Raw genomic sequence first — 22368 nt, 5'->3', positions numbered from 1 at the left:
CGGACGGCATGCCCTAGGGTCCCGCCATGCCCGCACACGCCACGTACGACGCCGTCATCGTCGGAGGCGGCCACAACGGCCTGGTCGCCGCCGCCTATCTCGCCCGCGCCGGGCGGTCCGTGCTCCTGCTGGAGTGCCGGGAGAACACCGGCGGGGCCGCCGTCTCCACCCGGCCGTTCGCCGGAGTCGACGCCCGTCTCTCCCGGTTCTCGTACCTCGTCTCGCTCCTCCCCGGAAAGATCGTCCGCGACCTCGGGCTGGACTTCGCCGTGCGCAAGCGCACCGTCTCCTCCTACACCCCCCACGGCAGCGGCGGCCTGCTCGTCGGCGGCCCCGGCACGGCGGACTCCTTCGCCCGGCTGACCGGCGGTGACCGGGAGTACGCGGCCTGGGAGGAGTTCTACGGGACGACCCGCCACGTCGCCGAGCGGGTGTTCCCGACCCTCACCGAGCCCCTGCCGGACCGCGGCGAACTGCGGGCGCGGGTCGGCGACGGGAGCGCCTGGCGGATGCTGTTCGAGGAACCGATCGGCACGGCCGTCGAAGAACGCTTCAGCCACGACCTGGTGCGCGGCGTGGTGCTCACCGACGCCCTGATCGGCACCTTCGCCGACGCCCATGACCCGGACCTGCGCCAGAACCGCTGCTTCCTCTACCACGTCATCGGCGGCGGCACCGGCGACTGGGACGTGCCGGTGGGCGGGATGGGGGCCCTGACCGACGCCCTCGCGGGCGCGGCCCGCGCCGCCGGGGCCGAACTGGCCACCGGCCACGAGGTGACCGGCGTCGCGACCGACGGCACCCGCGCCGAGGTCACCTTCCGCACCGGCGACGCCGAGGGCACGGTCGGCGCCCGGCACGTCCTGGTGGGCGCCGCACCGCAGGCGCTCGCGGAACTCCTCGGCGAACCGGCCCCGGAGCCGCCCGAGGGCGCGCAGCTCAAGGTCAACATGCTGCTGCGCCGCCTCCCGCGCCTGCGGGACCGCTCGGTCGACCCGGCGGACGCCTTCGCCGGCACCTTCCATGTCTCCGAGGGGTACGAGCAGCTGGCCGCGGCCCACCGGGAGGCGTCGGCCGGCCGGCTGCCGTCCCACCCGCCGTCGGAGATCTACTGCCACTCCCTGACCGACCCGTCCATCCTCGGCCCGGAGCTGGTGGCCCGGGGCCACCAGACCCTGACCCTGTTCGGACTGCACACCCCCGCCCGGCTGTTCGCCGAGGACAACGAGTCGGCCCGGTCCGCCCTGCTCGCGGCCACGCTCGCCGAACTCGACTCCCATCTCGACGAGCCGATCGCCGACTGCCTCGCCCTCGACGAGAACGGCGAGCCGTGCATCGAGGCCAAGACGCCGCTGGACCTGGAACGTGAACTGCGGCTGCCCGGCGGGCACATCTTCCACCGCGACCTGTCCTGGCCCTACGCCACGGCGGAGACCGGCCGCTGGGGCGTGGAGACCGCGCACGCCAATGTGCTGCTGTGCGGGGCGGGCGCGGCGCGCGGCGGCGGTGTCAGCGGGGTGCCCGGCCACAACGCGGCCATGGCGGTCCTCGGCCACTGAGGCCCCCGGCGGGACCGGGCCGAAGCCCCGGCCCGGTCCCGCCCCACCCTCGGCCCCCTGGCCGGGACCGGCCCGCCCCGCTCAGTCCCGGGACGCCGTCCAGCCTGCCGCCGTCAGCCGGGCCGCGTCCCCGGGACGGGACTCGTCGAAGAGCGCCCGGCCCCGCGCGTCCTCCACGCGCAGCCCGTCCGCGTACACCCCGCGCCCCGCGTACAGCCGGTCCGTCGCGTACCGCCAGCGCAGCACGACCGGCGCCGCACCCCATCCGCTGAGGTCGGCGCGGACCCGGTGCCATACGCGGCCCGACCAGCCCGAGGCCGTACCGGACGGGTGGTCCCGCCCGGTGCCGTCCGGGCCCGTGCTCGCGAACGGCACCGGGCGCCAGGTCGCGCCGCCGTCCGCCGAGCCCTCCAGGAAGCAGACGTCGGCACCCGGTTCGGTGTCCCACCACAGCGAGCAGCGCAGCCGGTCCGCGCCCGGACCGAGGGAGGGCAGGGTCAGCGTCGCCTCCGCCTGCCCCTTCGGCGCGGCGAACCACGCCGTGCGCCCGTGCACCGGCCGGACGGGCACGGCCCGCGCCATGTGGTCCGCCGCCGCCACCCGTGGCGCGCTGCCGGAACGCCAGCTGCGCACCGGGTGCACGGAGTTGCCCAGCACGATCAGGAACGAGTCGGTCGTCGGGTCCAGGACCATGCTGGTGCCCGTGAACCCGGTGTGGCCGGCGCTGCGCGGGGTGGCCATCGCGCCCATGTACCAGTGCTGGTAGAGCTCGAAGCCGAGACCGTGCTCGTCACCGGGGAAGTCCGTGTTGAAGTCGGTGAACATCAGCTCCACGGACGCGGCGGAGAGGATGCGCGCCCGGCCGTAGATCCCGCCGTTGAGCAGGGTCCGGGCGAGGACCGCGAGGTCCCAGGCGCAGGAGAACACCCCGGCGTGCCCGGCGACCCCGCCGAAGCTGTACGCGTTCTCGTCGTGCACCTCACCCCACACCAGCCCGCGTTCCAGACCCGACCAGGGCAGCCGGGCGTCCTCGGTGGCCGCGATCCGCGGCCGCCACTCGGCGGGCGGGTTGAAACGGGTGCGGTCCATACCGAGCGGAGCGGTGATCTCGTCCCGGAGCAGTGCGTCCAGCGGCCGGCCGGTGACCTTCTCCAGCACCAGCTGGAGGGAGATCAGATTGAGGTCCGAGTACAGATAGCGGGTGCCCGGGGCGTGCGCCGGGGCCTCGTTCCACAGCAGCCGCAGCCGGCCCTCCTGCGTCGGCTCCTTGAACAGCGGGATCCAGGACCGGAAGCCGGAGGTGTGCGTGAGCAGCTGCCGCAGGGTGATGTCCTGCTTGCCCGCCCCGGCGAACTCCGGCAGATACGCGGCGACGGGAGCCTCCAGCTCCAGCCTCCCGCGCTCGATCTGCTGCACCGCCAGGATCGAGGTGAACAGCTTGGACACCGACGCCAGGTCGAAGACGGTGTCCCGGCGCATCGGGATCTGCTCCCCGGCCGGCAGCTCGACGGCCGTGTCGGTCACCTCGTCGTACGCCGAGTAGCGCAGCGCCTGCCCGATCGCCCGGTGCAGGGCCACCGTGCCGCCCCGGCCCGCGAGCAGCACCGCGCCCGCGTACCACGGGTGGTCGGGGGAGGGGTGCAGAAAGGTCTCGGCGTCGGCCACCAGCTGGTCCAGATGGGGCGCGAGCAACCCCGCCCGCTCCGGCGAACCGTGCCGCAGGGTGGGCCGGGGACGGCCACCGCCCCCGGCGCCGCCGGAGGAGTCGGCCGCCTCGGCGGCGGTGTCGGCGAAGGGAACGGAGGCGAGCGTGAGCGCGCCGCCCAGCGCCAGCACCCCGCGTCCCAGTCCTCGACGGCTGATGGCTCTGCTCCCCACGTCGGCTGAAGCCCCGGAATCCTCGGTCATACGGAATCCTCCCTGAAAGAATCTTTCGGATCTTCCGCGACAGGTGAAACTTTCTTGCCGAGTCCGTGGACTGTCAACCACCCGGGCAGATGTGACGGAACGTCAGCGGGCACGCCGACGGGGGCGGGGTGCGCCTCGCCGCACCCCGCCCCCGCCGCTGCCGACCGCCCGGCTCAGCGCCGTTCGCGTACGCGCACCACCTCCAGCGCCGGCGAGGAGAGGATGTCCCGCTCGCAGAACCGCGAGGTCACCCAGCGCTCACCCGCGTACAGCGCGGTCTGGTCCCGGTAGTGGGCCGAGGCCGGGTTCGAGGACTGCGCGTAGGTCAGCAGGGTCCGCGCCACCGGGCACCGCCCGCCGTCCCAGCCCACCGCCTGGATGTGGCTGGACCCGGCCGAGACCTCCCGGTACCCGCCCCGGCCCGCGTCCCACACCGCCTCGATCTTGTTCCAGACGCCCAGGCTCTCCGTCCCGCCGTGCACGGGGTACACCTTCCCGCCCCGCTCCACCGACTGGTGGCGCCCCAGCGGCGCGTCCAGCGCGATCCCCGCGGCCCGGAGTTCACCGACCGCGGCGGTCAGCGCCGCCGCGAAGCCGGGCGCGGCCGTGTTCAGGGTGTTCGGTGTGGCCACCGGCTCGGCCGCCGAGAACGGCGTCCGCCACAGCTCCGCCGCCGGGACCGAGGCCGTGAGCTTCCGCCAGAACCGGTCGAAGAGCAGGGCGCCCCGGCTGCCGGTGTCCATCCGCCCGTCCCACCGCTCCAGCGCCCCGCACGCCTCGGTGAGCCCGTGCAGGTCACGGCAGGCCCGGACGGTGTCGGCGCGGGCCAGGTCCGCCGCGGGGACCCGGTTGGCGAACTGCTGCCGTGTCAGGTCCCGTACCGTCAGCCCGGCCCGGTCCGCCATCGCGGCCACGTCCTCGACCGCGCCGCGCGTCCGCAGCGAGCGCGGCGTGCCGATGGTCCCGAAGACCCGCTCGTAGCCGGTCACCGGCGTGTCGGCGTTCGCCAGCCAGGCGCTGTCGTTGGAGTTCTCCGCGTACGGGGCGTCCCGCAGCACCGGCATCCGCGACGGGCCGAAGATCCCCGGCTGCACCGCGTCCCGGTCCCGGCCGAGGGCGCAGTCGCCGCGCGCGCCGTCCAGCACCGCCACCCCTGCGAGCGGGTAGGTGAGCTGCCCGAGCGGCGTCGAGCACCGGACGGCCAGCTCGTCCGTGATCCGAGGCAGCACCTGCGACTGGGTGAACAGCGAACCGCCGTGCGCGTCCGCCGCGATCGTGTTCACCCACGGCAGCCCCTGGGTCCGGCGCAGCCCCCGCTCGATGTCCCCCGTGGAGCGCGCCCGGGAGAACGCCAGAGCCGTGTCCGAGGCCCGCAGATTGGCCGCGTTGGGGTCGTGCAGCGCGTACGCGGTCGTCGTGGACCACGGCAGCGGCAGGGTCGGGCCGAGGGAGGTGACGACCGGGCCGTAGCGGGTCCAGTACTGGGTCCGGGTCACCGGCGGCCCGTCCTGCACGGGCACGGTCACGGTCCGCCGGGTCATCCGCTCCCGCTTGCCGTCGACCGTGTACACCGTCGGGTCGGCGGGGTCCAGGGTGAGCTGGTGGACGCTGAGCGGGACACCGGTCGCCACCGTGTGGCTCCAGGCGACCTTCTCGTTGAAGCCGATGCTGATGCCCACCGTCCCGAGCAGCGAGGCGCCCGAGACGTTCAGCTCACCCGGAATGGTCTGCTGCGACTGCCAGAAGCGGCGGCCGCCGTGCCAGGGGTAGTGCGGGTTGCCCAGCAGCAGCCCCCGCCCGTTCGCGGTCACCTCCCCGCTGAACGCGACGGCGTTCGACCCCATGTCGGCCTCCGCCGGGTCGAACGCCTTACGGGCGGCCTCGGCCCACGCCCGTTCCCCGGGCGCGCGGGTCTCCGGAGCCGAGCCCGCGCCGGTGCTCCGCTGCGGGGCGGTGACGGTGGTGGCGGTGGCGGGCGGCTGGGCGGCGGTGATGCCGTCGACGGCCCGGCCCTGGCCGCCGAGCACCGAGACGGCGAACCCCCGGCGGGCGACGTCCAGCGCCGTCACCGGACGCACCCACGCGGCGCGCCGGCAGGCGGGGTCGGTGATCCGGTTCTGCTGCAGCCAGGCGTTGTAGCCGGCCGCCCAGCCGCGCATCAGCTCCTTCACGTCCCGGCCGGGCCCGGCGGGCGCCGGGGTGGCGAGCAGTCTCTCCACCGTCCGGGACTCGCGCACGCCCCGGAAGTACAGGTCGCTGCCGAGATTGGTGCTCGCCGAGGACAGGGCGGTGTCGGGCGGCCCGTCCGGCCCGAAGTGGCGCGAGCGTTCGCCGCGCACCGTCACGAACCCCTCGGCGAGCACGCACACCTGGTCGGCGGCCTGCGCCCAGCCGGTGCCGAAGCCCAGCTCGGCGTAGCCGCGGGCCAGGATGTGCGGGACGCCGTACTCGGTGTAGCGGATGACGGCGGACAGCCCGCCGCCGGAGGGGTGCCGGTCACGGCCGTCGGCGGCGGCCGGCGGTGAGAGCGCGGTCGCGACGGTGGCCAGGGCGACCCCGGCCAGGGCGAACGGCCGGATGCGGGTCCGGAACAACAACGTGCCTCCCAACAGGATTGCGGGCAGGGCGAGTCGGACCATGCAGTCAGCCCCCCGGCCCCCTGTCAACCGTCCGGTCGGTATCCGGCCGCGGAGGCGCGTCTTCCGCGCGCAGGACGGCCCCGGGCGGCCCCGGCCGGCGGGCGACGGGCAGGCGCTCCCCGCACCGGCGGGGGCGGTCCGGGCGCCCAACAGGCCGGGTGCGGGCGGCGCGCCGATACTGAGGGGACGAGCGCCCAGCTCCGAAGGAGGAGACCCATGCCCGCTCAGCCCACCGATCCCGCCGTCGCCGCTTTCGTGGACGCCGTCAACGCCGGTGACCGCGAGGCGTTCCACGCCGTGCTGACGGAGAACGCGACGATGTCGGACGACGGCTCCGAGCGCGACCTCGAAGCCTGGACCGACAAGGAGATGTTCTCCTCCAACGGGCGCATGGAGATCGAGGAGACCGGCCCGGACGGGCGCTCCTTCACCGCGCTCTACACCAACGACACCTGGGGCGGGATGCGCACCCGCTGGACGTTCACGGTCACGGACGGCAAGGTCAGCCGCTTCGAGACCGGCCAGGCGTAGCGGCCCCGGCCGCCGGGTCGGCCTGTACCCGGCCCGGCCGCCGGACCACCCGCGTCCCGCGGCCCGGTGGTCTCAGCTTGCGCGCAGGTCCACGATCCGCCGGATCTTGCCGACCGAGCGCTCCAGGGTCTCCGGGTCCACGATCTCCACCGCCACCGAGACCCCGATGCCGTCCTTGACGGCGGCCGCCAGGGCCCGGGCCGCCTCCGCGCGCTGGTCCGGGGTGGCCGCCGCCCGGGCCTCGGCGCGCACGGTCAGCGCGTCGAGCCGCCCCTCGCGGGTCAGCCGCAGCTGGAAGTGCGGCGCGATATGGGGCGTGCGGAGCACCAACTCCTCGATCTGCGTCGGGAAGAGGTTCACCCCGCGCAGGATCACCATGTCGTCGCTGCGGCCCGTCACCTTCTCCATCCGCCGGAACGGCCGCTCCGTGCCGGGCATCAGCCGGGTCAGGTCCCGGGTGCGGTAGCGGACGACCGGCATCGCCTCCTTGGTGAGCGAGGTGAACACCAGCTCGCCCTCCTCGCCCTCGGGCAGCACCTCGCCCGTCAGCGGGTCGACGATCTCGGCGAGGAAATGGTCCTCCCACACGTCCAGATGACCGTCCTTGGCGGTGACGAACTCCTGCGCCACCCCCGGGCCGATCACCTCCGAGAGCCCGTATATGTCGACCGCGTCGATCGCGAAGCGCTCCTCGATCTCCCGCCGCATCTCCTGCGTCCACGGCTCCGCGCCGAAGACGCCCACCCGCAGCGAGGTGCCGCGCGGGTCGACGCCCTGGCGCTCGAACTCGTCCAGCAGGGTCAGCATGTACGAGGGCGTGACCATGATGATCTCGGGGCGGAAGTCCTGGATCAGCCGCACCTGGCGGGCACTCATGCCACCGGAGGCGGGGACCACCGTGCAGCCGAGCCGCTCGGCGCCGTAGTGCGCGCCGAGGCCGCCGGTGAACAAGCCGTAGCCGTAGGCGACATGGACGGTGTGGCCCGGCCGGGCGCCCGCTGCGCGCAGCGAGCGGGCTACGACCTCGGCCCAGGTGTCGAGGTCGCGCTCGGTGTAACCGACCACCGTCGGCTGCCCGGTGGTCCCGCTGGACGCGTGGATGCGGCGCACCTGCGAGCGGTCGACGGCGAACATCCCGAAGGGGTAGTGGTCCCGCAGATCCGACTTGGCGGTGAACGGGAACCGCGCCAGGTCGGCGAGCGTACGGCAGTCCTCCGGGCGCAGCCCCGCCTTGTCGAAGGCGGCACGGTAGAAGCCGACGTTCTCGTACGCGTGTCCCAGGGTGGCCCGCAGCCGCTCCAGTTGGAGGGCCTCCAGCTCCGCGCGCCCGAGCCGTTCCGCCGCGTCCCGCAGGTCCGTCATCCGCTCGCTCCCGTTCCGACCCGTTCCGACGTGCCACGGCGGGCGGGCGACCGATCATTCGGTCGCCGCCGTGGGGATCAGTTACTCAACCCGCGCTCGGGTCCGTCAAGGGATCGGGCCGCATCGGCGCGGCCGGCCGCCCCCGGCCGCGGTGGGGCGGCGCGCGGGGGTGCGGGCGCGCGGAGGGCGTGCGTCCGCTCGCCGTGCCGGACACGTCCCGTGCCCTGTCCGTCACACCCCGGCGTCGCTACGCTGGCCCACGAGCCGTTGCGGGAGGAGCAGGACGTGACCGACAGCACCATCACCAGCACCGCGCAGATGCCGTCCGGCTGGGACAAGCCGGAGCTCGACCTGAGCGCCGCCGACTGGCGGTCGGGCAGCCAGGGGGCGGGTGACGTCCAGATCGCCTTCGTGGAGGGGTTCATCGCCATGCGGAACGCCGCGCGGCCGGAGAACCCGTCGCTGATCTTCACCCCGGCCGAGTGGCACGCGTTTGTGCTCAACGCGCGTGACGGGGAGTTCGACCTCACCTGACCGCGCCCGCCCGCCGAGCCGTCTGCCATGTCGACCCGGCCCGACTCGGGCCCGCGCCGCAGGTCCGGCTTCGGCGGGGTCCGCCGCCGTCGGGTGCGCACCGTCCGGCGCGGGCGGGTCCGGGCCCCGGCCCGGCGGAGTCGCGTGGTCCAGATCCGCGCCGTGGGACTGGACCCGGCCCCGCCGCCCGGCGGACGGCTCCGAGCCGGAACGGCCCCCGGCCGTTCCGGCTCGGAGCCGTCAGGCCGAGGTCGGGGTCGCCGGCTGGCCCGCCCCCGTGGCCGTGCCCGGGCGTTCGATCGCCTGGCGGGCGTGCTCGCCCGGGGCGCGGCCCGTGAGGGAGGAGACCGGGGCGGTGCCCGGGAGCTGCTGGCCCCGGTCCGGCGCGGTGCCGGGCGCCGGGGACGGCGCCGCCGCCGCGTGCATCGCCGCCCGCCCCCGCAGCCGCTGCCCCGCCGCCTCGTCCAGGGTGACCGGCCGCTCCAGCCGGGCGGCCAGCCGGCCCGCCTCCCGGCCGAGCGCCGCCACGTCCTCCCACGGCAGCCGGACGACGAGACGGACCTCCGCCTCCCCGTCGGGAAGGGCCTGGACCGAAGGACCGACCGGGACCGGGCCGACCGGGCTGACGCTGTCGTTCATGGGCTGTTCCTCACCTGTGGGGTACGGGCGCGGCCGGGGAACCGCCGCGAGGCGCTGCTCCTCGTGGGAATCCGGTTGCGCCCACTGGTACGCGCCCCCGACCCCCGGCGTTCACCCGGCGACGGCACGGCCCCGGGAGCCGTCGGCCCCGACTCGGCCGGGCCCCGTCCGCCACGTACCATGGCGGTTATGTCGTTTCTCCGCCGCCGCAGCGCCGCCACACCCGCGGGTCCGGACTTCGATGTCCTGGCCATGGATCCGGGGGACTGGCCCGGGAACCTGGGCGCGGGTCTGCTGCCCGCCCCCGACGGCACCTGCCAGGGCGTGTTCCTGCGGTACGACCTCTTCGGCGGCCGCGGCCCCGCGATGATCATCGGCAATCTGCCCGAGGGCTCCCCGGCGCGCGAGGTCGAGGAGGGGGAGATCCCCTTCGAGGTCGCCCAGCTCCTGATCGCCCTGGAGAACGACGAGCCCGTCCATGTCACCGGCGTCGAGGACACCCCGGTGATGCAGGGCGACAACCTGCTGATCGTCCGGCGGATCAAGCTCTCCGAATCACGTATCTCCTGCGTCCAGTTCGACCGCAGCGACAACGTCCTGGTGACCATCGCGAGCTGGGACCGGCCGATCACCGACGACCTCTACGCGCTGCTCAAGCCGCTGCCCGCGGAGCTGTTCCAGCAGGCGTGATGCCATGCCGACGGGCCCGCGCAGGCTGCGCGGGCCCGTCACCGTACCGGCCCGCGGCTACACCCCGGCCGCGTGCGTCCCCACCACCGGAGCCTGGGCCCGGGCCGTCCCCGGGGCCGGCAGGGTCAGGCGGAACGCCGAGGTCCCGATGCCCGAGGGCACACCCAGGCGGGACGGCAGCGCGACCCCGACCCTCAGGTCCTCCTCCCGGTAACGGCGCGTCCCCCGGTGCCAGTTGAGGATCCCCGCGAGCCAGTCCTCCAGCTCCCGCACATACGCGTCCAGCGCCCCGCGGGCCGCCCCGTCCAGGCCGAAGTCCTCGCAGAGCACCGGCAGTTGGTGCTCCTTGACATGCAGGAACTCCCGCAGCCGCGAGTCCATCAGATCGGCCGTCATCGCCGCCGCCGTCGGATGGTCGCAGTCGAAGAAGGTCTGCACCACCAGCACCGCGTTGTGGACCTCCCCCTCGTACTCGATCTCCTTCTGGTAGGAGAACAGGTCGTTGAGGAGGCACGCGTAGTCCATCGCCGCGTGCTCCAGGCTCTCGATCGTGCCGCTCGCCAGCACCCCCGGCGGCAGCGCGCTCCGGTGGCGCAGCCGGGCCAGGCTCATCGTCATGTCCGAGCCGAAGGTCAGCCGGCGCATCTCGATGTAGTCCACCGGGTCGGGGACCCGGTGCTGGGCCTGGTTGTGCAGCTCCCACAGCCAGCTGTCGAGCATCAGCTCCACGGTCCGCCGCAGCGCGGCCCGCGCCGTCTCCGGCATCGGCTCCGCCGTGCGCGCCCACAGGTCGGCGAGGCCGCGCTCCATCGGGGAGACCGCCAGGGCCGCACCCGCCGCCGGGTCCTCGACGGGCATGCACTCCTTGAGGCGCTCGGTCGCGGCCTTCGCCCCCAGCAGATCGCGCGGCCGGCCGTAGGCCACCGGGTAGTAGTCGTCCCCGTAGGTGCCCCAGGTCAGCCACTCGGCGCTGAGCACCAGCTCCTCCGCGGTGGCGTCCGGGTCCAGGCCGGCCGAGCAGAGGGCGAAGTCGTAGCCCGCGAGCTTGCGCTCGTCCCAGATGTCGTCCAGCAGGCCCATCCGGCCCGCCCAGGCGATCGACTCGGCCCGGGCGTGGGCGTGGTGGGGGCTGAGGGAGAGCGGGAAGGGCAGCGCGAAGTCCGGCAGCGGGGACGGCCCGACCTGCCGGGGCTGGTGGGCCAGGGTGCGCAGCCGCGCCGCCGCGGGCCGGCCGAACACGTTCCGGATGTCGAGGGCGGACATGCCCAGCGGGGCCGCGCCCGGCGCCGCCGCCCCGTCCACCAGGCCCTCGTTCATATAGCGGCTGGAGCGCATGTGCCACTCGTGCCCGCCGGACTGCCAGTCCTGGAGCCCCTTCGCGTACGCGGCGACCGCGGCGCACTCCGCCGGGCTCAGGCCCTTCTCCACACAGAGGGCGGGGACCTCGGTCAGGGCCGTGTTCTCGAACTGCTGCACCCGGGAGGTCAGCAGGTCGTTCACCGCCTCGGCCGCCTCCTGGGTGGTGCAGCCGAGGAAGTGCTCCAGCACCAGGACGCCGTTGCTGTTCTCGCCCTCGTCCTCCACCTCGCGCTGGTAGGAGAAGAGGTCGTTGCGCAGATGGACGCCGTCGGAGAAGGTGTCGCGCAGCACCCGCAGCGGGCGGGAGTGGGCCACCTGCTCCGGCACCTCCGCCCCGGCCGCGTACTCCACCAGACCGGCCGACCAGGGGGCGCCGCCCACCTTGCGGCGCATCTCGATGTACTCGACCGGATTGGCGATCCGGCCCTCGTCGATATTGGACAGCTCCCACAGGGACTCGTTGAGCAGGTTCTCCGTGGCCACCGCGAACCGGGCGCGCCAGGCGGGGGACATGGCCGGCACGGTGCGCGCCCACAGGTCCGCGAGACCGGCCTCCACCGGGTTCTCCGGCTCGGGGACCGCCTGACCGTCCGTCATCGGCATGAACGCCGGGAGCCGGTCCAGATACGCCTTGCCGCCCGCCCGGTCCCGGGTGCGCTTGAACAGCTCCAGGAAGTGGTCGTCGAAGAAGAAGACCCACACGTACCAGTCGGTGACCAGGCTCAGGGCCTCCGCGTCGCAGTCGGGGTGGGTGTAGGCGCACAGCAGCGCGTAGTCGTGCGCCTGGAGGTCGCTCTCCTCCCAGACGCCGGACCCCTCCAGCATGCCCATCCGCCGGGCCCACCCGGTCGTGTGCCGCCGCGCCTCGTCGAGGTGCGGATTGAGCCGGGCCGGGTGGGGGACGTAGAAGTCCGGCAGTGTGAACGGCTGTGCCATCTGAGTACAGGGCCTTTCGACGACGGCCGCGCACGGCGGCGCGGCCCCTTCAGGTCGGCCGAGCCCTACCCTTCGCCCAAGTGGCGCACACATCAGGGCGAATAGTCATATGAGCGACACGCTGCAGGGGTCCATGCGCGGCCCCCGGAGACATACCGCTGCCCCGCCTCCAGGCGGTACGGCGGCGGCGCGAACTCCTGCACGCGGCATCCCGGGAACGCGAAAAGCGCGCCGCGCGCCCGATGTGTGCCGTCGCACACCGGACGCGCAGCGCGCTTCCTCCTCAGGACGCCACCGGGTGGCGTCCGGCGGTCAGCGGGTGCCGACCGCCGCGCGCACCGCCCGGCGGGCCAGTGCGCAGTCGTCGTGCAGCCGGCGCAGCAGCAGCCGCTGCTCCTCCCCGGCCGCCGGGCCCGCCGAGGTGGGCTGACCACCCGTCACCGGCGGCGCCTCGCGCATGGTGCGCTGGACGGCCGTCTCGTAGTGACGGATCTCCCGCGTCAGCACCAGCATCAGGTTGACCAGGAAGGCGTCCCGGGCCGCGTGGCCCTGGCGGTGGGCCAGCCGGATGATCTCCCGCCGGGCCGTGGGGTCGTCCCCGAGGACCGACCACAGGGTGGCGAGGTCGTAGCCCGGCAGGTACCAGCCCGCGTGCTCCCAGTCCACCAGGACCGGACCGGTCGGCGACAGCAGGATGTTGGAGAGCAGGGCGTCGCCGTGGCAGAACTGCCCCAGCCCCTGCCGTCCGCCCGCCTGCGCCAGACCGTGCAGCAGCTTCTGCAGGTCCCCGAGGTCACGGTCGGTGAACAGACCCAGCTCGTGGTAGCGCGAGATCCGCGAACCGTAGTCGAGCGGGGCCTCGAACATCCCGGACGGCGGACGCCAGGTGTTCAGCCGGACGACGGCGCCCAGCGCGGCCAGCACATCGGCGCGCGGCGGGGCCTCGAACGGGTGCCGGGTCAGCGCCGCCGGGCGCCCCGCCATCCGCTCGATCACCAGCGTGCAGTTCTCCGGGTCGGCGGCGATCAGCCGCGGCACCCGGACCGGCGGACGGTGCCGGACGAACGCACGGTAGGAAGCTATTTCGTGCCGCAGCCGCTCGGCCCACGCCGGCGAGTGGTCCAGTAAGCACTTCGCCACGGCGGTGGTGCGCCCGGTCGTCCCGACGATCAGCACGGACCGTCCGCTGCGCCGCAGCACCTGCACGGGCTGGAACTCCGGGCAGATCCGGTGGACCGAGGTGACGGCCTTGCGCAGTTGCGCGCCCTGGGGTCCGGACAGGTCGAGCCTCCCGCTGAGCGGCCGGCCGGGCGCGGCGGCGGGGCGCCGGGCCCGGCCCCCCTGTGCGGGGACGGGGAACGGTCCGGAGCCGGCCGGCGCGGCGGTGCGCTGCTGGAGCCGGGGCGGGGCGGACACGGAGGACGATGCTGTGTACATGGTCGTGACAGATCCCTTCGTGCGCCGACAGGTTGCGCGCGCTCCCCGCCTCATATGCCAGAGGCAGCACCCTGGGGAATGTGCCCCGGTGGACGGGGCGGGGTGGCGCATTCCTACCTGACACCCCGGCGCGGGTGGCACACCATCTGGCGCACCCTGGCGAACCCTGGCGAATAGTCGCCAGGCCCGTGACAGGCCGTTACTGTCAACTCAGCCGAGAACCTGGGGGCTTGACGTGAGCGGAGAACCCAACACCCGCCTCAGCGACCTGTTCGGTCTGACCGGCTGGTCCAAGGGCGAACTCGCGAGACTCGTGAACCGGCAGGCGGCGGCCATGGGCCACCCGCAGCTGGCGACCGACACCTCGCGCGTACGGCGCTGGATCGACATGGGGGAGTCCCCGCGCGATCCCGTGCCCAAGGTGCTGGCGGCGCTGTTCACCGAGCGGCTCGGTCGTGTCGTGACCATCGAGGACCTCGGGTTCGCACGGAGCGGACGAGCAGGGAAGCGGCGGGACGTGCAAGGGGCGGACAACCCCGACGGTCTGCCGTGGGCGCCCGACCGTACGGCGGCGGTCCTCACCGAATTCACGGGAATGGACCTCATGCTCAACCGACGCGGCCTGGTGGGCGCGGGCGCGGCACTCGCCGCGGGCTCAGCACTCAGCAGCGCCATGCACGACTGGCTCAAGACCGACCCCGCACTCTCCCAGGACCCCGCCCGCTCCGCCGGCCTGCTGAACGCCGACCCCGCCGGGTACGACCGCTACGAGGCCGCCCCCATCGGCTCGCAGGAGATCGACGCCCTGGAGCGCTCCGTGGAGGTGTTCCGCGCCTGGGACGCCGCCCGCGGCGGCGGCCTCCAGCGTAAGGCGGTCGTGGGCCAGCTCAACGAGGTGGGCGGCATGCTCGCCTACCGCCACCCCGACCACCTCCAGCGCCGCCTCTGGGGCGTCGCCGCCAACCTCGCGGTCCTCGCCGGGTGGATGTCCCACGACGTGGGCCTGGAGCCCACCGCCCAGAAGTACTTCGTGATCGCCACGCACGCGGCGCGCGAGGGCGGCGACCGCCCCCGCGCGGGCGAGGCGCTCTCCCGCGCGGCCCGCCAGATGGTGCACCTCGGCCGGCCCGACGACGCGCTGGACCTGATGAAGCTCGCCAAGTCCGGCTCGGGGGAGGAGACCCTGCCCCGCACCCGGGCCATGCTGCACACCATCGAGGCATGGGCCCAGGCGTCCATGGGCCGCGGCCAGGCGATGCGCCGCACCCTCGGCGAGGCCGAGGACCTGTTCGTCTCCGACAAGGGCGACGTCCCGCCGCCCAGCTGGATGCAGATGTTCGACGAGGCGGACCTGCACGGCATGCAGGCCCTGGCCTACCGCACCCTCGCCGACCACGACCCCTCCGCCGCCGCCATCGCCCAGCGGCACGCCAAGCAGGCCCTGGCCCTGCGCGAGGGCGGCCGGCAGCGCTCCAAGATCTTCGACTACATCTCGCTGGCCTCGGCCTGCTTCATCGCCGACGACCCCGAGCAGGCGGACCGCTACGCCCGACTGGCCCTGGTGTCGATGGGGGAGACCTCCTCGCACCGCACCTGGGACCGGCTGCGCGAGATGTACCGACTCACCGGCCAGTACGCGGGATACGCGAAGATCGAGGACCTGCGCGAGGAGATCGCCGTCGCCCTGCCGCCGCAGCCGGGCCCCAACCGCCGCAGCGCCCAGGTGTGACGGTGGCCCGGGCCCCCGTCACCGGCGGACTGCTCATGCGCTCGGCCCGGTGATCCCGCGCCCGTTCGTCCCTACCCCGTTCGTCCCTACGCGGTGACCCTGGCGACCAGCACGCAGGCGTCGCCCTCCCGTTCGCCCTGACCGAACTCCTCCACCACCACCCGGACGCAGTCCTGCGCGTCCCGGGCGTCCGTGAGCCGGGCTGCCAGTGGCGTCAGCCGGTTCGCACGGTCTCCACGGTCGGCCACGTCGCCGGTGGACTCCTCCCCGAACCCGCCCGTGTGCAGCACCAGTACGTCCCCGGGCTCCAGCACGACCTCGGCCTCCTCGAACACCGCGGCTCCGGTCGCGCCGAGCAGGATGCCCTCGGGGGCGGTCAGTTCGCGTCCCGTCCCGCCGCGGAAGAGCACGGGGGCGGGGTGCCCGGCCTGCGCCCAGCGCAGCACCCGCGTCGCGGGCTCGTAGCGGCAGCACAGGGCGCTGCCCAGGGCGGGCTGTGTGGCCGCGTCGAGCAGCTGGTTGAGATGGCCCATCAGCGGACCGGGCCGCAGACCGGCCACCGCCATCCCGCGCAGCGCGCCCAGCAGCATCGCCATCGAGGAGGTGGCGGTCACCCCGTGGCCGGTGAGGTCGCCGGTGCTCAGCAGGGAGTCGCCGCCCGGGAGTTGGAGGGCGTCGTACCAGTCGCCGCCGATCAGGGCGCCGTCCGCGGAGGGGAGGTAGTGGGCGGCGACGTCCAGCGAGGCGGGCCCGTCCTCGGGGAGGCGGAGGGAGCCGCGCCAGGGCGGCAGCACGGCCTCCTGCATCTCCACCGCGAGCCGGCGCTCGGTGCGCTCCACGTGCTGCCGGCGCTGGAGGGTGTCCCGGCTCTCGCGGACCGCCCGTTCGGTGCGGCGCAGTTCGCTGACGTCCCGCAGCACCGCCCACATCGCGGCCGTGGAGCCGTCCGGGTCGAGGACGGGTTCGCCCATCATGTGCACGGTCCGCACCCGGCCGTCCGGCCGGACCATGCGGAACTCCCCGTCGATGGGCCGCCCGTCGACCAGGCAGTCCGTCACCATCGCGGTGAGCAGGGCCTGGTCGTCGGCGAAGACGAGGGCGGGCAGCTCGTCGAGGGACATCGGCCCGGCGGACGGGTCGCGGCCGAGGATGCGGTACAGCTCCTCGGACCAGGTCACCTTGTCGGTGAGCAGGTTCCACTCCGCGCTGCCCACCCGGCTGAGCAGTGAGCCGGGGCCCGCCGCCGCGTCCGCCTCGTAAGGGGCGAGCGGCTCCGTGTGGTCGGTGCCGGGCGGCTCCGCCGGGGCGGCCGGCCGGCCCTCCCGGAGCTGGTCCAGATGGCTGCCCAGATCGTCCAGTTGATGGACCGCCAGGTCGTACAGCGCGCGCTGCCAGCGGCCCCGGGCATCGTCCTCCGGGCCGAGGGTGTCCTGGCGCACGGCGTCGACGTCCCCGCGCAGCCGGCGCGTACGGGTGATCAGCGCGTCCACCGCGCCGCGCTCGGGCGGGTGGGGGGGACGGTCCGCGGACACATGGGGCGGCATCTCGTACTCCGATACAGGCGCGGTCTCGGCCGGGGCGGGAACAGGGACCGGCTACGACTGTCGCACAGGCGGCGAGGTGCCGTAAGGCGTTTGGCAACACTCGATCCGGTGGTGCCGAAGGCATATGCCATAGGCCCGGCGGGAGTTTCGGCCGCCCGTTCGGGCACCTCCTCCCGCCGGGTGATGCGCGATCAGGCCGGCTGCCCCGCCGTGCCGTGCCCGCCCCGGAACGCCCGCTCGTACCTCTCCCGCCCGAAGAAGGCGAGCTGCGCCCGCTTCTCCGGCTTGTCGACGACCGGCCCCAGCTCGAACCCGGCGCGCACCATGCGCTCCACGGCCTTCTCGTTGCGCGCGTCCGGCTCGACCACGATGCGCAGACGCTTCTCGTCCCGGAAGCAGTACGCGAGCAGGGCGCGCATCAGGGCACCGGTGAACCCCCGGCGCGGGGCCCCCTCGGCGGGGGCCAGCAGCAGATGGACGCCGAAGTCGCCCGGCAGCACCTCGTAGCACTCGCCGATCGGGTCGGCGTCCGGCTCATAGGTCTGGAAGAGGCAGACCGGCACATCGTCCAGGTGCACCAGGAAGGCGTGGTGGCTGGGGAGGGAGTCGACGTACGCGTAGACCTCCCGCACGTCCTCGACACTGTGGTCGAGCATGCCCCAGAACCGCGACCGCTCCTGGGTCACCCAGCCGTGCACCAGAGCGGCGTCGGCGGCGGGGTCCAGCGGCACGACGCGGACGGTGCCGAAGCCCTCCACGGGGTACTCGTGCACGGCCTCCCGGCGGTGGACGGCGGTCTCAGACATCGTGCTTCTCCTCGGTCAGGGCGTCCCAGTCGCAGACCACGGGGACGAGTTCACCGGCCAGCCACAGCGGCAGCTGGTCGCGTCGATGGGGGTCGCCGGCCGCGCCGCAGGCGCCGAGCGGGACGATCCAGAGGCTGTCCTCGCGGCGGGCCAGGTCCCAGACATAGCGGGTCGCCGGGCCCCGGGCGCTCAGATCGGTGATGCCGGGCACGCTGGACGTGGACAGCACGCAGTCGAAGTCGCCGTCCAGCGAGGGCCGTTCGGCGTCGTCCTCGGCGGGCAGCGCCTGCCAGGGCACCAGCCGGTGGGTGTCGCCCCAGACCCCGGACTCCCCGCCCTCGACGGCCAGTTCCTCGACCGCCGCGCGCACCGCGCCGGGGGCGTCCAGTCCGGGCAGGGCGCCGGGGGAGAGCAGCCGCTCCAGGGCGTACGCGATCCGGGGCACCGGCGCCAGCCAGGGGTGGAACACCTCCGGGAGGGCGGCGGGCGCGGCCGTCAGCCGGGCGAGGGCGGGCCGGGCGGCGAGGACCAGCACCACCTTGGAGCGCAGGGCGGCGAACAGGGCTGCGTCCGCGCTGTCGGCGTCCATGCGCCGGTTCCAGGCGAGCAGCCGGCCGCGCAGCGCCTCGGCGCCGTCGCTCAGGCCGGTCAGTCCGGCGAGCAGGTCCAGCAGCGGGGCGGCGGACCCGAGGAAGGTGTCGGTGTGGACACGGGTCATCTCCTCGCCGGTCCACCGCTCCTGTCCGTCCAGCAGCTCCCGGATGCGCGCGGCCCGGTGGCGGGGCGCGAACTCGACGCCCAGCGGCGCGGATATGCCACGCTGGTTCGCCATCACGGCCACCCCGTCCACGTCCTCGCGCGGCAGCGGCTCGTACGTCCCGTCCCAGCGGTGCCGCTCGTCCCAGGCGGGCACCACGCGGAGCCGGTTCTCGGGGTGGCGGCGCGGCACCCGGCCGGCCACCCGGTGCAGCAGCCCGCCCCCGGTGTCGGCGGCCTGGACGACGTTGACGGGCTCCACCCAGCGGTCCACGGCCCGGTCCACGTCCGCGACGGTGCGCGCCCGCAGCAGCGGCAGCAGCGCGTCGAAGCCGATCCCGGCCCCGGCCCGCACGGGGCAGCGCAGACTGATGCCCTCGCCCGCGTCGGGGCCGCCGGCGATCAGCGGGCCGCGTTCGGTCTCCACGACCTCCACCTCGACGCTCCGCCCGCCGGCCACCTCGACCGTCTCGGTGCGGACCTCGGCCGGGCGCCATCCGTCGGGGCCGTACGCCTCCACGAGCGGGCCGCGTCTTCGCAGGCGCTCCCGGTAGAGGTCCTGATAGTCCGCCATGGCGTTGGTGATGCCCCAGGCGACCGAGCCGGTGTGGCCGAAGTGCGCGATCCCCGGGATACCGGGGACGGCGATGCCGACCACGTCGAACTCCGGGCAGGCCAGGCGGATCTGCTGGTAGATGCCCGGGTCCTCGATGAAGCGGTGCGGGTCGCCGGCGATCAGGGCCGCGCCGGTCGCGGTGCGCGGGGCGGCCACCAGCCAGCCGTTGCTGCCGGAGGTGCCGGGCCCGTCGGTGGCGAAGAGTCCGACGTGGTCCTCGCCCAGCGCGCGCACGACCTCCTCCCGCCACAGCTTGGTGGGGAAGCCGGCGAACAGGATGTGCGTCGCGATCCACACAGCCACGGGCGTCCAGGGCTCCCAGCGGCCGGGCGCGAGGCCGGTCCGGGCGAACTCGGGGGACCGCGCGGCCCCCGCCGCCAGGCCCGCGTTGACGCCGTCGGTGTACCGGCCCGTCCAGCGGGCGGTCTCGTCGTCCAGCGCCGCGTGGCAGCGGCGGGCCGTGTCGGCGATCAGCGACATCCGCGCGAACCGGTCCCAGACCACCGCCGTCTCACCGAGGAAGGCGGCGGAGGTACCCTGCGCCCGGTGCCGGTCGACCTCCAGCTGCCAGGCCCGGTCGAAGGCGGCGTTGTACCCCTGGAGGAAGGCCAGTTCGTCCGGGCCGTCGGCCCGGAGGTGCGGGATGCCCCAGGGGTCCCGGAAGATCGCTCTGTTCACACTGTTTCCCGAATCTTTAGGTTAGGCTGACCTAACTTAGGACACGGTTGTTCGAGAAACAATTCCGGCCAGGTGGGTTCCGGCCGAGGGAGGGGAGTAGCGGTGGGTCACGGCTGGGAGGGCGTCGTCCTCAAACTGTTCCGCGGGAAGGACTTCACATTCACCGTGACGGGGGCCGAGCAGGTCACCGAACACTTCCGCCGGATCCACTTCACCGACGGCGGCATGCTCGCACAGACCGGTGTGCACCCCACCATGTGGGTCCGCATCTGGTTCGAGAACGCGGGCAAGCCCCACCAGCGCGCCTACACCCTGGTCGACGCCGACCCGGAGGCGGGCACCTTCAGCATGGAGTTCGCCCTGCACGAGGGCCGCGCCAGCGACTGGGCGCGCACCGCGAAGCCCGGTGACACGGTGGAGGCGACCCTCCAGGGCACCGGTTTCAGCACACCCGACCCGGCGCCGTCCCACCTCTTCGTGGTCGGCGACCCGGCCTCCCTCCCGGCGATCAACTCCCTGCTCGACGCCCATCCCGAGATCCCGGCCACCATCTGGTTCGAGACCAGCCACGACTCGGACGCCGAGCTGCCGATGCGCACCGACTCCGCGCTCCACGAGGTCCGCCGGGTGCCCCGCCGCGAGGACGGCGCCCACCTGGTCTCCGAGGTCCGCTCGGCCCTCCCCGGCCTGGTCGGCGGCCGCTCCGACACCTATGTCTGGATCGCCTGCGACACCGCCACCACCCGCGCGCTCGGCGCCTACGTCCGCAAGGAGCTGGCCTTCCCCAAGGACCGGGTCAACGCCCTCGGCTACTGGCGCGCCGCCTGAGACCGGGGCCGCGCCGGGCCCCGACCCCGGCGCGGCATACCCTCGGGGGATGACCCCGTCCCTCACCGTCCGCGTCCCCGGCGCGGGCGGCCGCCGCCCGCACCGGGAGACCGTCACCGTCCGCCGGGCGACCCCCGCCGACGCCCGCCGCCTCACCGCCCTGGTGCGCGGCTCCCGCGCCTACGAGGGCCCGTACGCGTCGATGGTCGCCGGCTACACCGTGGGCGGCGACTACATCGACCGGCACGAGGTGCACCTGGCCGCGGGCGGGGACGACCGCCCGCTCGGCTTCTACGCCCTCGTCCTGGACCCGCCCTCCGCGCCCGAACTGGACCTGATGTTCGTCGCGGACGCGGCCCAGGGCCTGGGCGTCGGCCGGCTCCTCGTCGGCCACCTCACCGAACGGGCCCGCGCGGCCGGTCTGGACGCCGTCCGGATCGTCTCCCACCCGCCCGCCGAGGGCTTCTACCGGAGCGTCGGCGCCCACCGCACCGGCACCGTCCCGGCCCGCCCGCCCGCCGTCCCCTGGGACCGGCCGGAACTGCGCCTGGACATCCCGCCCGCGGGCACCCCGGCCCGGCCCCTCCCGACCGTCCCCGGCGGCCGGGTCCGGCCGCCGGAGCGGGCGTAGGCTGGCGGTGAGCGGGCCGGTCCCGCCGGCGCGCGGTCACGCCCGGTGGAAGGGAGCGGTCATGTCGAGCACAGGAACGCAGGAGACCGCCGCGGACCCGGTCGGCGGGGAGACCGGGACCGCCCCGGACCCCGTCCGGGTGGAGGAGTTCGCCGGCGAGGTGGTCGACCTCCTCAACAAGGGCGTGCTCGCCCTGCTCGTCAGCGTCGGCCACCAGACCGGCCTCTTCGACGCCATGGACCGGCTCCCGCCGGCCACCAGCGAGGAGATCGCGGCCCGCGCCGGGCTCGACGAACGCTATGTGCGCGAGTGGCTCGGCGGGATGGTCGTCGGCGGCATCGTGACGTACGAGCCCGCCGAACGCCGCTACCGGCTGCCGCCCGAGCACGCGGCCTCGCTCACCTCGGCCGCCGGCACCGAGAACCTGGCCGCCCTGACGCCCTATGTCGCCCTCCTCGGCGAGGTCGAACAGCAGGTGGCGCGCTGCTTCCGGGAGGGCGGCGGCGTCCCGTACTCCGCCTACCCCCGCTTCCAGGCCCTCCAGGCCGCCGAGACCGCCCGGGTCTACGACGAGGCCCTGGTCGACGCGATCGTGCCCCTGGTCCCCGGGCTCACCGAACGGCTGCGCTCCGGCATCTCCGCGCTCGACGTGGGCACCGGCCACGGCCGCGCCCCGCTGGTCCTCGCCGAGGCGTTCCCCGCCAGCACCTTCCACGGCGTCGACCGGTCCGAGGAGGGCATCGCCGCCGCCCGGGCCGAGGCCGTCCGGCGCGGGGTGACCAACGTCCACTACACGGTCGGCGACGCCACCCAGCTCACCGGCGCCCACGACCTGGTCACCGCCTTCGACGTGATCCACGACCTGGCCGAACCGGCCCGGACCCTGGACGCCGTCGCCGGGGCCCTGACGGAGGACGGCACCTTCCTGATGGGCGACATGGACGCCTCCAGCAACCTGGAGGAGAACATCGGACACCCCTTCGGGCCCGCCCTGTTCGGGTTCTCGGTCTTCTACTGCATGACCACCTCCCTCGGCACCGGCGGCGCCGGCCTGGGCTCGGTCTGGGGCCGCCAGACCGCCCGGCGGATGCTCGGCGAGGCCGGCTTCGGCCAGGTGGACATCCGCTCCGTCGAGGGCGACCCGCTGAACGTCTACTACGTCGCCGCCAAGGGCTGAGCCGGCCAC

17 protein-coding genes are annotated in these 22368 nt (G+C 74.4%); 8 read left to right on the top strand and 9 right to left on the bottom strand.

Annotation, left to right across the window (positions count from 1 at the left end; translation table 11 throughout):
* Positions 1–26: 26 nt before the first annotated feature.
* Positions 27–1559, top strand: a complete 1533-nt coding sequence (locus tag ABZ457_RS06845) for an NAD(P)/FAD-dependent oxidoreductase (RefSeq protein ID WP_359154668.1) — start codon at positions 27–29, stop codon at positions 1557–1559.
* Positions 1560–1640: 81 nt separating this feature from the next.
* On the opposite strand, the gene ABZ457_RS06840 is transcribed toward ABZ457_RS06845, so the two are convergent.
* Positions 1641–3467 (bottom strand): serine hydrolase, encoded by a 1827-nt coding sequence (locus ABZ457_RS06840; protein WP_359154666.1) that lies wholly within the window; start codon positions 3465–3467, stop codon positions 1641–1643.
* Between the two features lie 173 nt (positions 3468–3640).
* A complete protein-coding gene (locus ABZ457_RS06835; protein ID WP_359154664.1) occupies positions 3641–6064 on the bottom strand; it encodes a penicillin acylase family protein in 2424 nt (807 codons plus the stop codon).
* 258 nt (positions 6065–6322) lie between these two features.
* Here ABZ457_RS06835 and ABZ457_RS06830 point away from each other — a divergent pair, with 258 nt between their 5' ends.
* Positions 6323–6637 carry a nuclear transport factor 2 family protein gene (locus tag ABZ457_RS06830; RefSeq protein ID WP_359154662.1) on the top strand — a complete coding sequence of 105 codons (315 nt, stop codon included), beginning with the start codon at positions 6323–6325 and terminating at the stop codon, positions 6635–6637.
* A gap of 72 nt (positions 6638–6709) precedes the next feature.
* On the opposite strand, the gene paaK is transcribed toward ABZ457_RS06830, so the two are convergent.
* A complete protein-coding gene (gene paaK / locus ABZ457_RS06825; RefSeq protein WP_359154660.1) occupies positions 6710–7999 on the bottom strand; it encodes a phenylacetate--CoA ligase PaaK in 1290 nt (429 codons plus the stop codon).
* A gap of 318 nt (positions 8000–8317) precedes the next feature.
* On the opposite strand from paaK, the gene ABZ457_RS06820 reads away from it, so the two are divergent.
* A complete protein-coding gene (locus ABZ457_RS06820; protein WP_359154688.1) occupies positions 8318–8533 on the top strand; it encodes a DUF397 domain-containing protein in 216 nt (71 codons plus the stop codon).
* A gap of 240 nt (positions 8534–8773) precedes the next feature.
* Here the strand turns inward: ABZ457_RS06820 and ABZ457_RS06815 are convergent, their stop codons facing one another.
* Positions 8774–9172: a hypothetical protein gene (locus tag ABZ457_RS06815; RefSeq protein WP_359154658.1), complete on the bottom strand. Its 399-nt coding sequence runs from the start codon at positions 9170–9172 to the stop codon at positions 8774–8776.
* Between the two features lie 189 nt (positions 9173–9361).
* Between ABZ457_RS06815 and ABZ457_RS06810 the strand changes: the two genes are divergently transcribed.
* Positions 9362–9862, top strand: a complete 501-nt coding sequence (locus ABZ457_RS06810; protein ID WP_018849642.1) for a hypothetical protein — start codon at positions 9362–9364, stop codon at positions 9860–9862.
* Positions 9863–9919: 57 nt separating this feature from the next.
* Here the strand turns inward: ABZ457_RS06810 and ABZ457_RS06805 are convergent, their stop codons facing one another.
* Positions 9920–12157 carry a germacradienol/geosmin synthase gene (locus tag ABZ457_RS06805; RefSeq protein WP_359154655.1) on the bottom strand — a complete coding sequence of 746 codons (2238 nt, stop codon included), beginning with the start codon at positions 12155–12157 and terminating at the stop codon, positions 9920–9922.
* A 312-nt stretch (positions 12158–12469) separates the two neighbouring features.
* Positions 12470–13594 carry an aminoglycoside phosphotransferase family protein gene (locus ABZ457_RS06800; RefSeq protein WP_359154653.1) on the bottom strand — a complete coding sequence of 375 codons (1125 nt, stop codon included), beginning with the start codon at positions 13592–13594 and terminating at the stop codon, positions 12470–12472.
* Positions 13595–13829: 235 nt separating this feature from the next.
* On the opposite strand from ABZ457_RS06800, the gene ABZ457_RS06795 reads away from it, so the two are divergent.
* Positions 13830–15323 (top strand): hypothetical protein, encoded by a 1494-nt coding sequence (locus ABZ457_RS06795; protein ID WP_359154651.1) that lies wholly within the window; start codon positions 13830–13832, stop codon positions 15321–15323.
* An 86-nt stretch (positions 15324–15409) separates the two neighbouring features.
* Here the strand turns inward: ABZ457_RS06795 and ABZ457_RS06790 are convergent, their stop codons facing one another.
* The 3 genes from ABZ457_RS06790 to ABZ457_RS06780 form a co-directional block, all read right to left on the bottom strand.
* A complete protein-coding gene (locus ABZ457_RS06790; RefSeq protein ID WP_359154649.1) occupies positions 15410–16867 on the bottom strand; it encodes a SpoIIE family protein phosphatase in 1458 nt (485 codons plus the stop codon).
* 191 nt (positions 16868–17058) lie between these two features.
* Entirely contained in the window at positions 17059–17673 is a 615-nt protein-coding gene (locus tag ABZ457_RS06785; RefSeq protein WP_359154647.1) for a GNAT family N-acetyltransferase, read from the bottom strand.
* Positions 17666–19723, bottom strand: coding sequence for a penicillin acylase family protein (locus tag ABZ457_RS06780; RefSeq protein WP_359154645.1), 2058 nt, complete (start codon positions 19721–19723; stop codon positions 17666–17668). Before ABZ457_RS06780 ends, ABZ457_RS06785 begins: the two co-directional genes overlap by 8 nt.
* Before the next feature lie 102 nt (positions 19724–19825).
* On the opposite strand from ABZ457_RS06780, the gene ABZ457_RS06775 reads away from it, so the two are divergent.
* The 3 genes from ABZ457_RS06775 (at position 19826) to ABZ457_RS06765 (ending at position 22359) form a co-directional block, all read left to right on the top strand.
* Positions 19826–20551, top strand: coding sequence for a siderophore-interacting protein (locus tag ABZ457_RS06775; RefSeq protein WP_359154643.1), 726 nt, complete (start codon positions 19826–19828; stop codon positions 20549–20551).
* A 49-nt stretch (positions 20552–20600) separates the two neighbouring features.
* On the top strand, positions 20601–21182 hold the full coding sequence (locus ABZ457_RS06770) for a GNAT family N-acetyltransferase (RefSeq protein WP_359154641.1): 582 nt from the start codon (positions 20601–20603) through the stop codon (positions 21180–21182).
* A gap of 61 nt (positions 21183–21243) precedes the next feature.
* Positions 21244–22359, top strand: coding sequence for a methyltransferase domain-containing protein (locus ABZ457_RS06765; RefSeq protein ID WP_359154639.1), 1116 nt, complete (start codon positions 21244–21246; stop codon positions 22357–22359).
* The last annotated feature ends 9 nt before the right edge of the window (positions 22360–22368 follow it).

The sequence above is a fragment of the Streptomyces sp. NPDC005805 genome, assembly GCF_040630445.1.
GTDB lineage: Bacteria > Actinomycetota > Actinomycetes > Streptomycetales > Streptomycetaceae > Streptomyces.
The sequence above is the reverse complement of the archived record's forward strand: the minus strand, read 5'-3'. Positions and strand labels throughout refer to the sequence as shown.

Excerpts from the sequence above, each read along its gene's own strand:
- ABZ457_RS06770 (WP_359154641.1), top strand. The coding sequence starts at position 20,601 with ATGACCCCGTCCCTCACCGTCCGCGTCCCCGGCGCGGGCGGCCGCCGC.
- ABZ457_RS06830 (WP_359154662.1), top strand. The coding sequence starts at position 6,323 with ATGCCCGCTCAGCCCACCGATCCCGCCGTCGCCGCTTTCGTGGACGCC.
- ABZ457_RS06845 (WP_359154668.1), top strand. The coding sequence starts at position 27 with ATGCCCGCACACGCCACGTACGACGCCGTCATCGTCGGAGGCGGCCAC.
- ABZ457_RS06815 (WP_359154658.1), bottom strand. The coding sequence starts at position 9,172 with ATGAACGACAGCGTCAGCCCGGTCGGCCCGGTCCCGGTCGGTCCTTCG.
- ABZ457_RS06790 (WP_359154649.1), bottom strand. The coding sequence starts at position 16,867 with ATGCCGCCCCATGTGTCCGCGGACCGTCCCCCCCACCCGCCCGAGCGC.
- ABZ457_RS06810 (WP_018849642.1), top strand. The coding sequence starts at position 9,362 with ATGTCGTTTCTCCGCCGCCGCAGCGCCGCCACACCCGCGGGTCCGGAC.
- paaK (WP_359154660.1), bottom strand. The coding sequence starts at position 7,999 with ATGACGGACCTGCGGGACGCGGCGGAACGGCTCGGGCGCGCGGAGCTG.
- ABZ457_RS06800 (WP_359154653.1), bottom strand. The coding sequence starts at position 13,594 with ATGTACACAGCATCGTCCTCCGTGTCCGCCCCGCCCCGGCTCCAGCAG.
- ABZ457_RS06820 (WP_359154688.1), top strand. The coding sequence starts at position 8,318 with ATGCCGTCCGGCTGGGACAAGCCGGAGCTCGACCTGAGCGCCGCCGAC.
- ABZ457_RS06765 (WP_359154639.1), top strand. The coding sequence starts at position 21,244 with ATGTCGAGCACAGGAACGCAGGAGACCGCCGCGGACCCGGTCGGCGGG.
- ABZ457_RS06785 (WP_359154647.1), bottom strand. The coding sequence starts at position 17,673 with ATGTCTGAGACCGCCGTCCACCGCCGGGAGGCCGTGCACGAGTACCCC.
- ABZ457_RS06840 (WP_359154666.1), bottom strand. The coding sequence starts at position 3,467 with ATGACCGAGGATTCCGGGGCTTCAGCCGACGTGGGGAGCAGAGCCATC.
- ABZ457_RS06805 (WP_359154655.1), bottom strand. The coding sequence starts at position 12,157 with ATGGCACAGCCGTTCACACTGCCGGACTTCTACGTCCCCCACCCGGCC.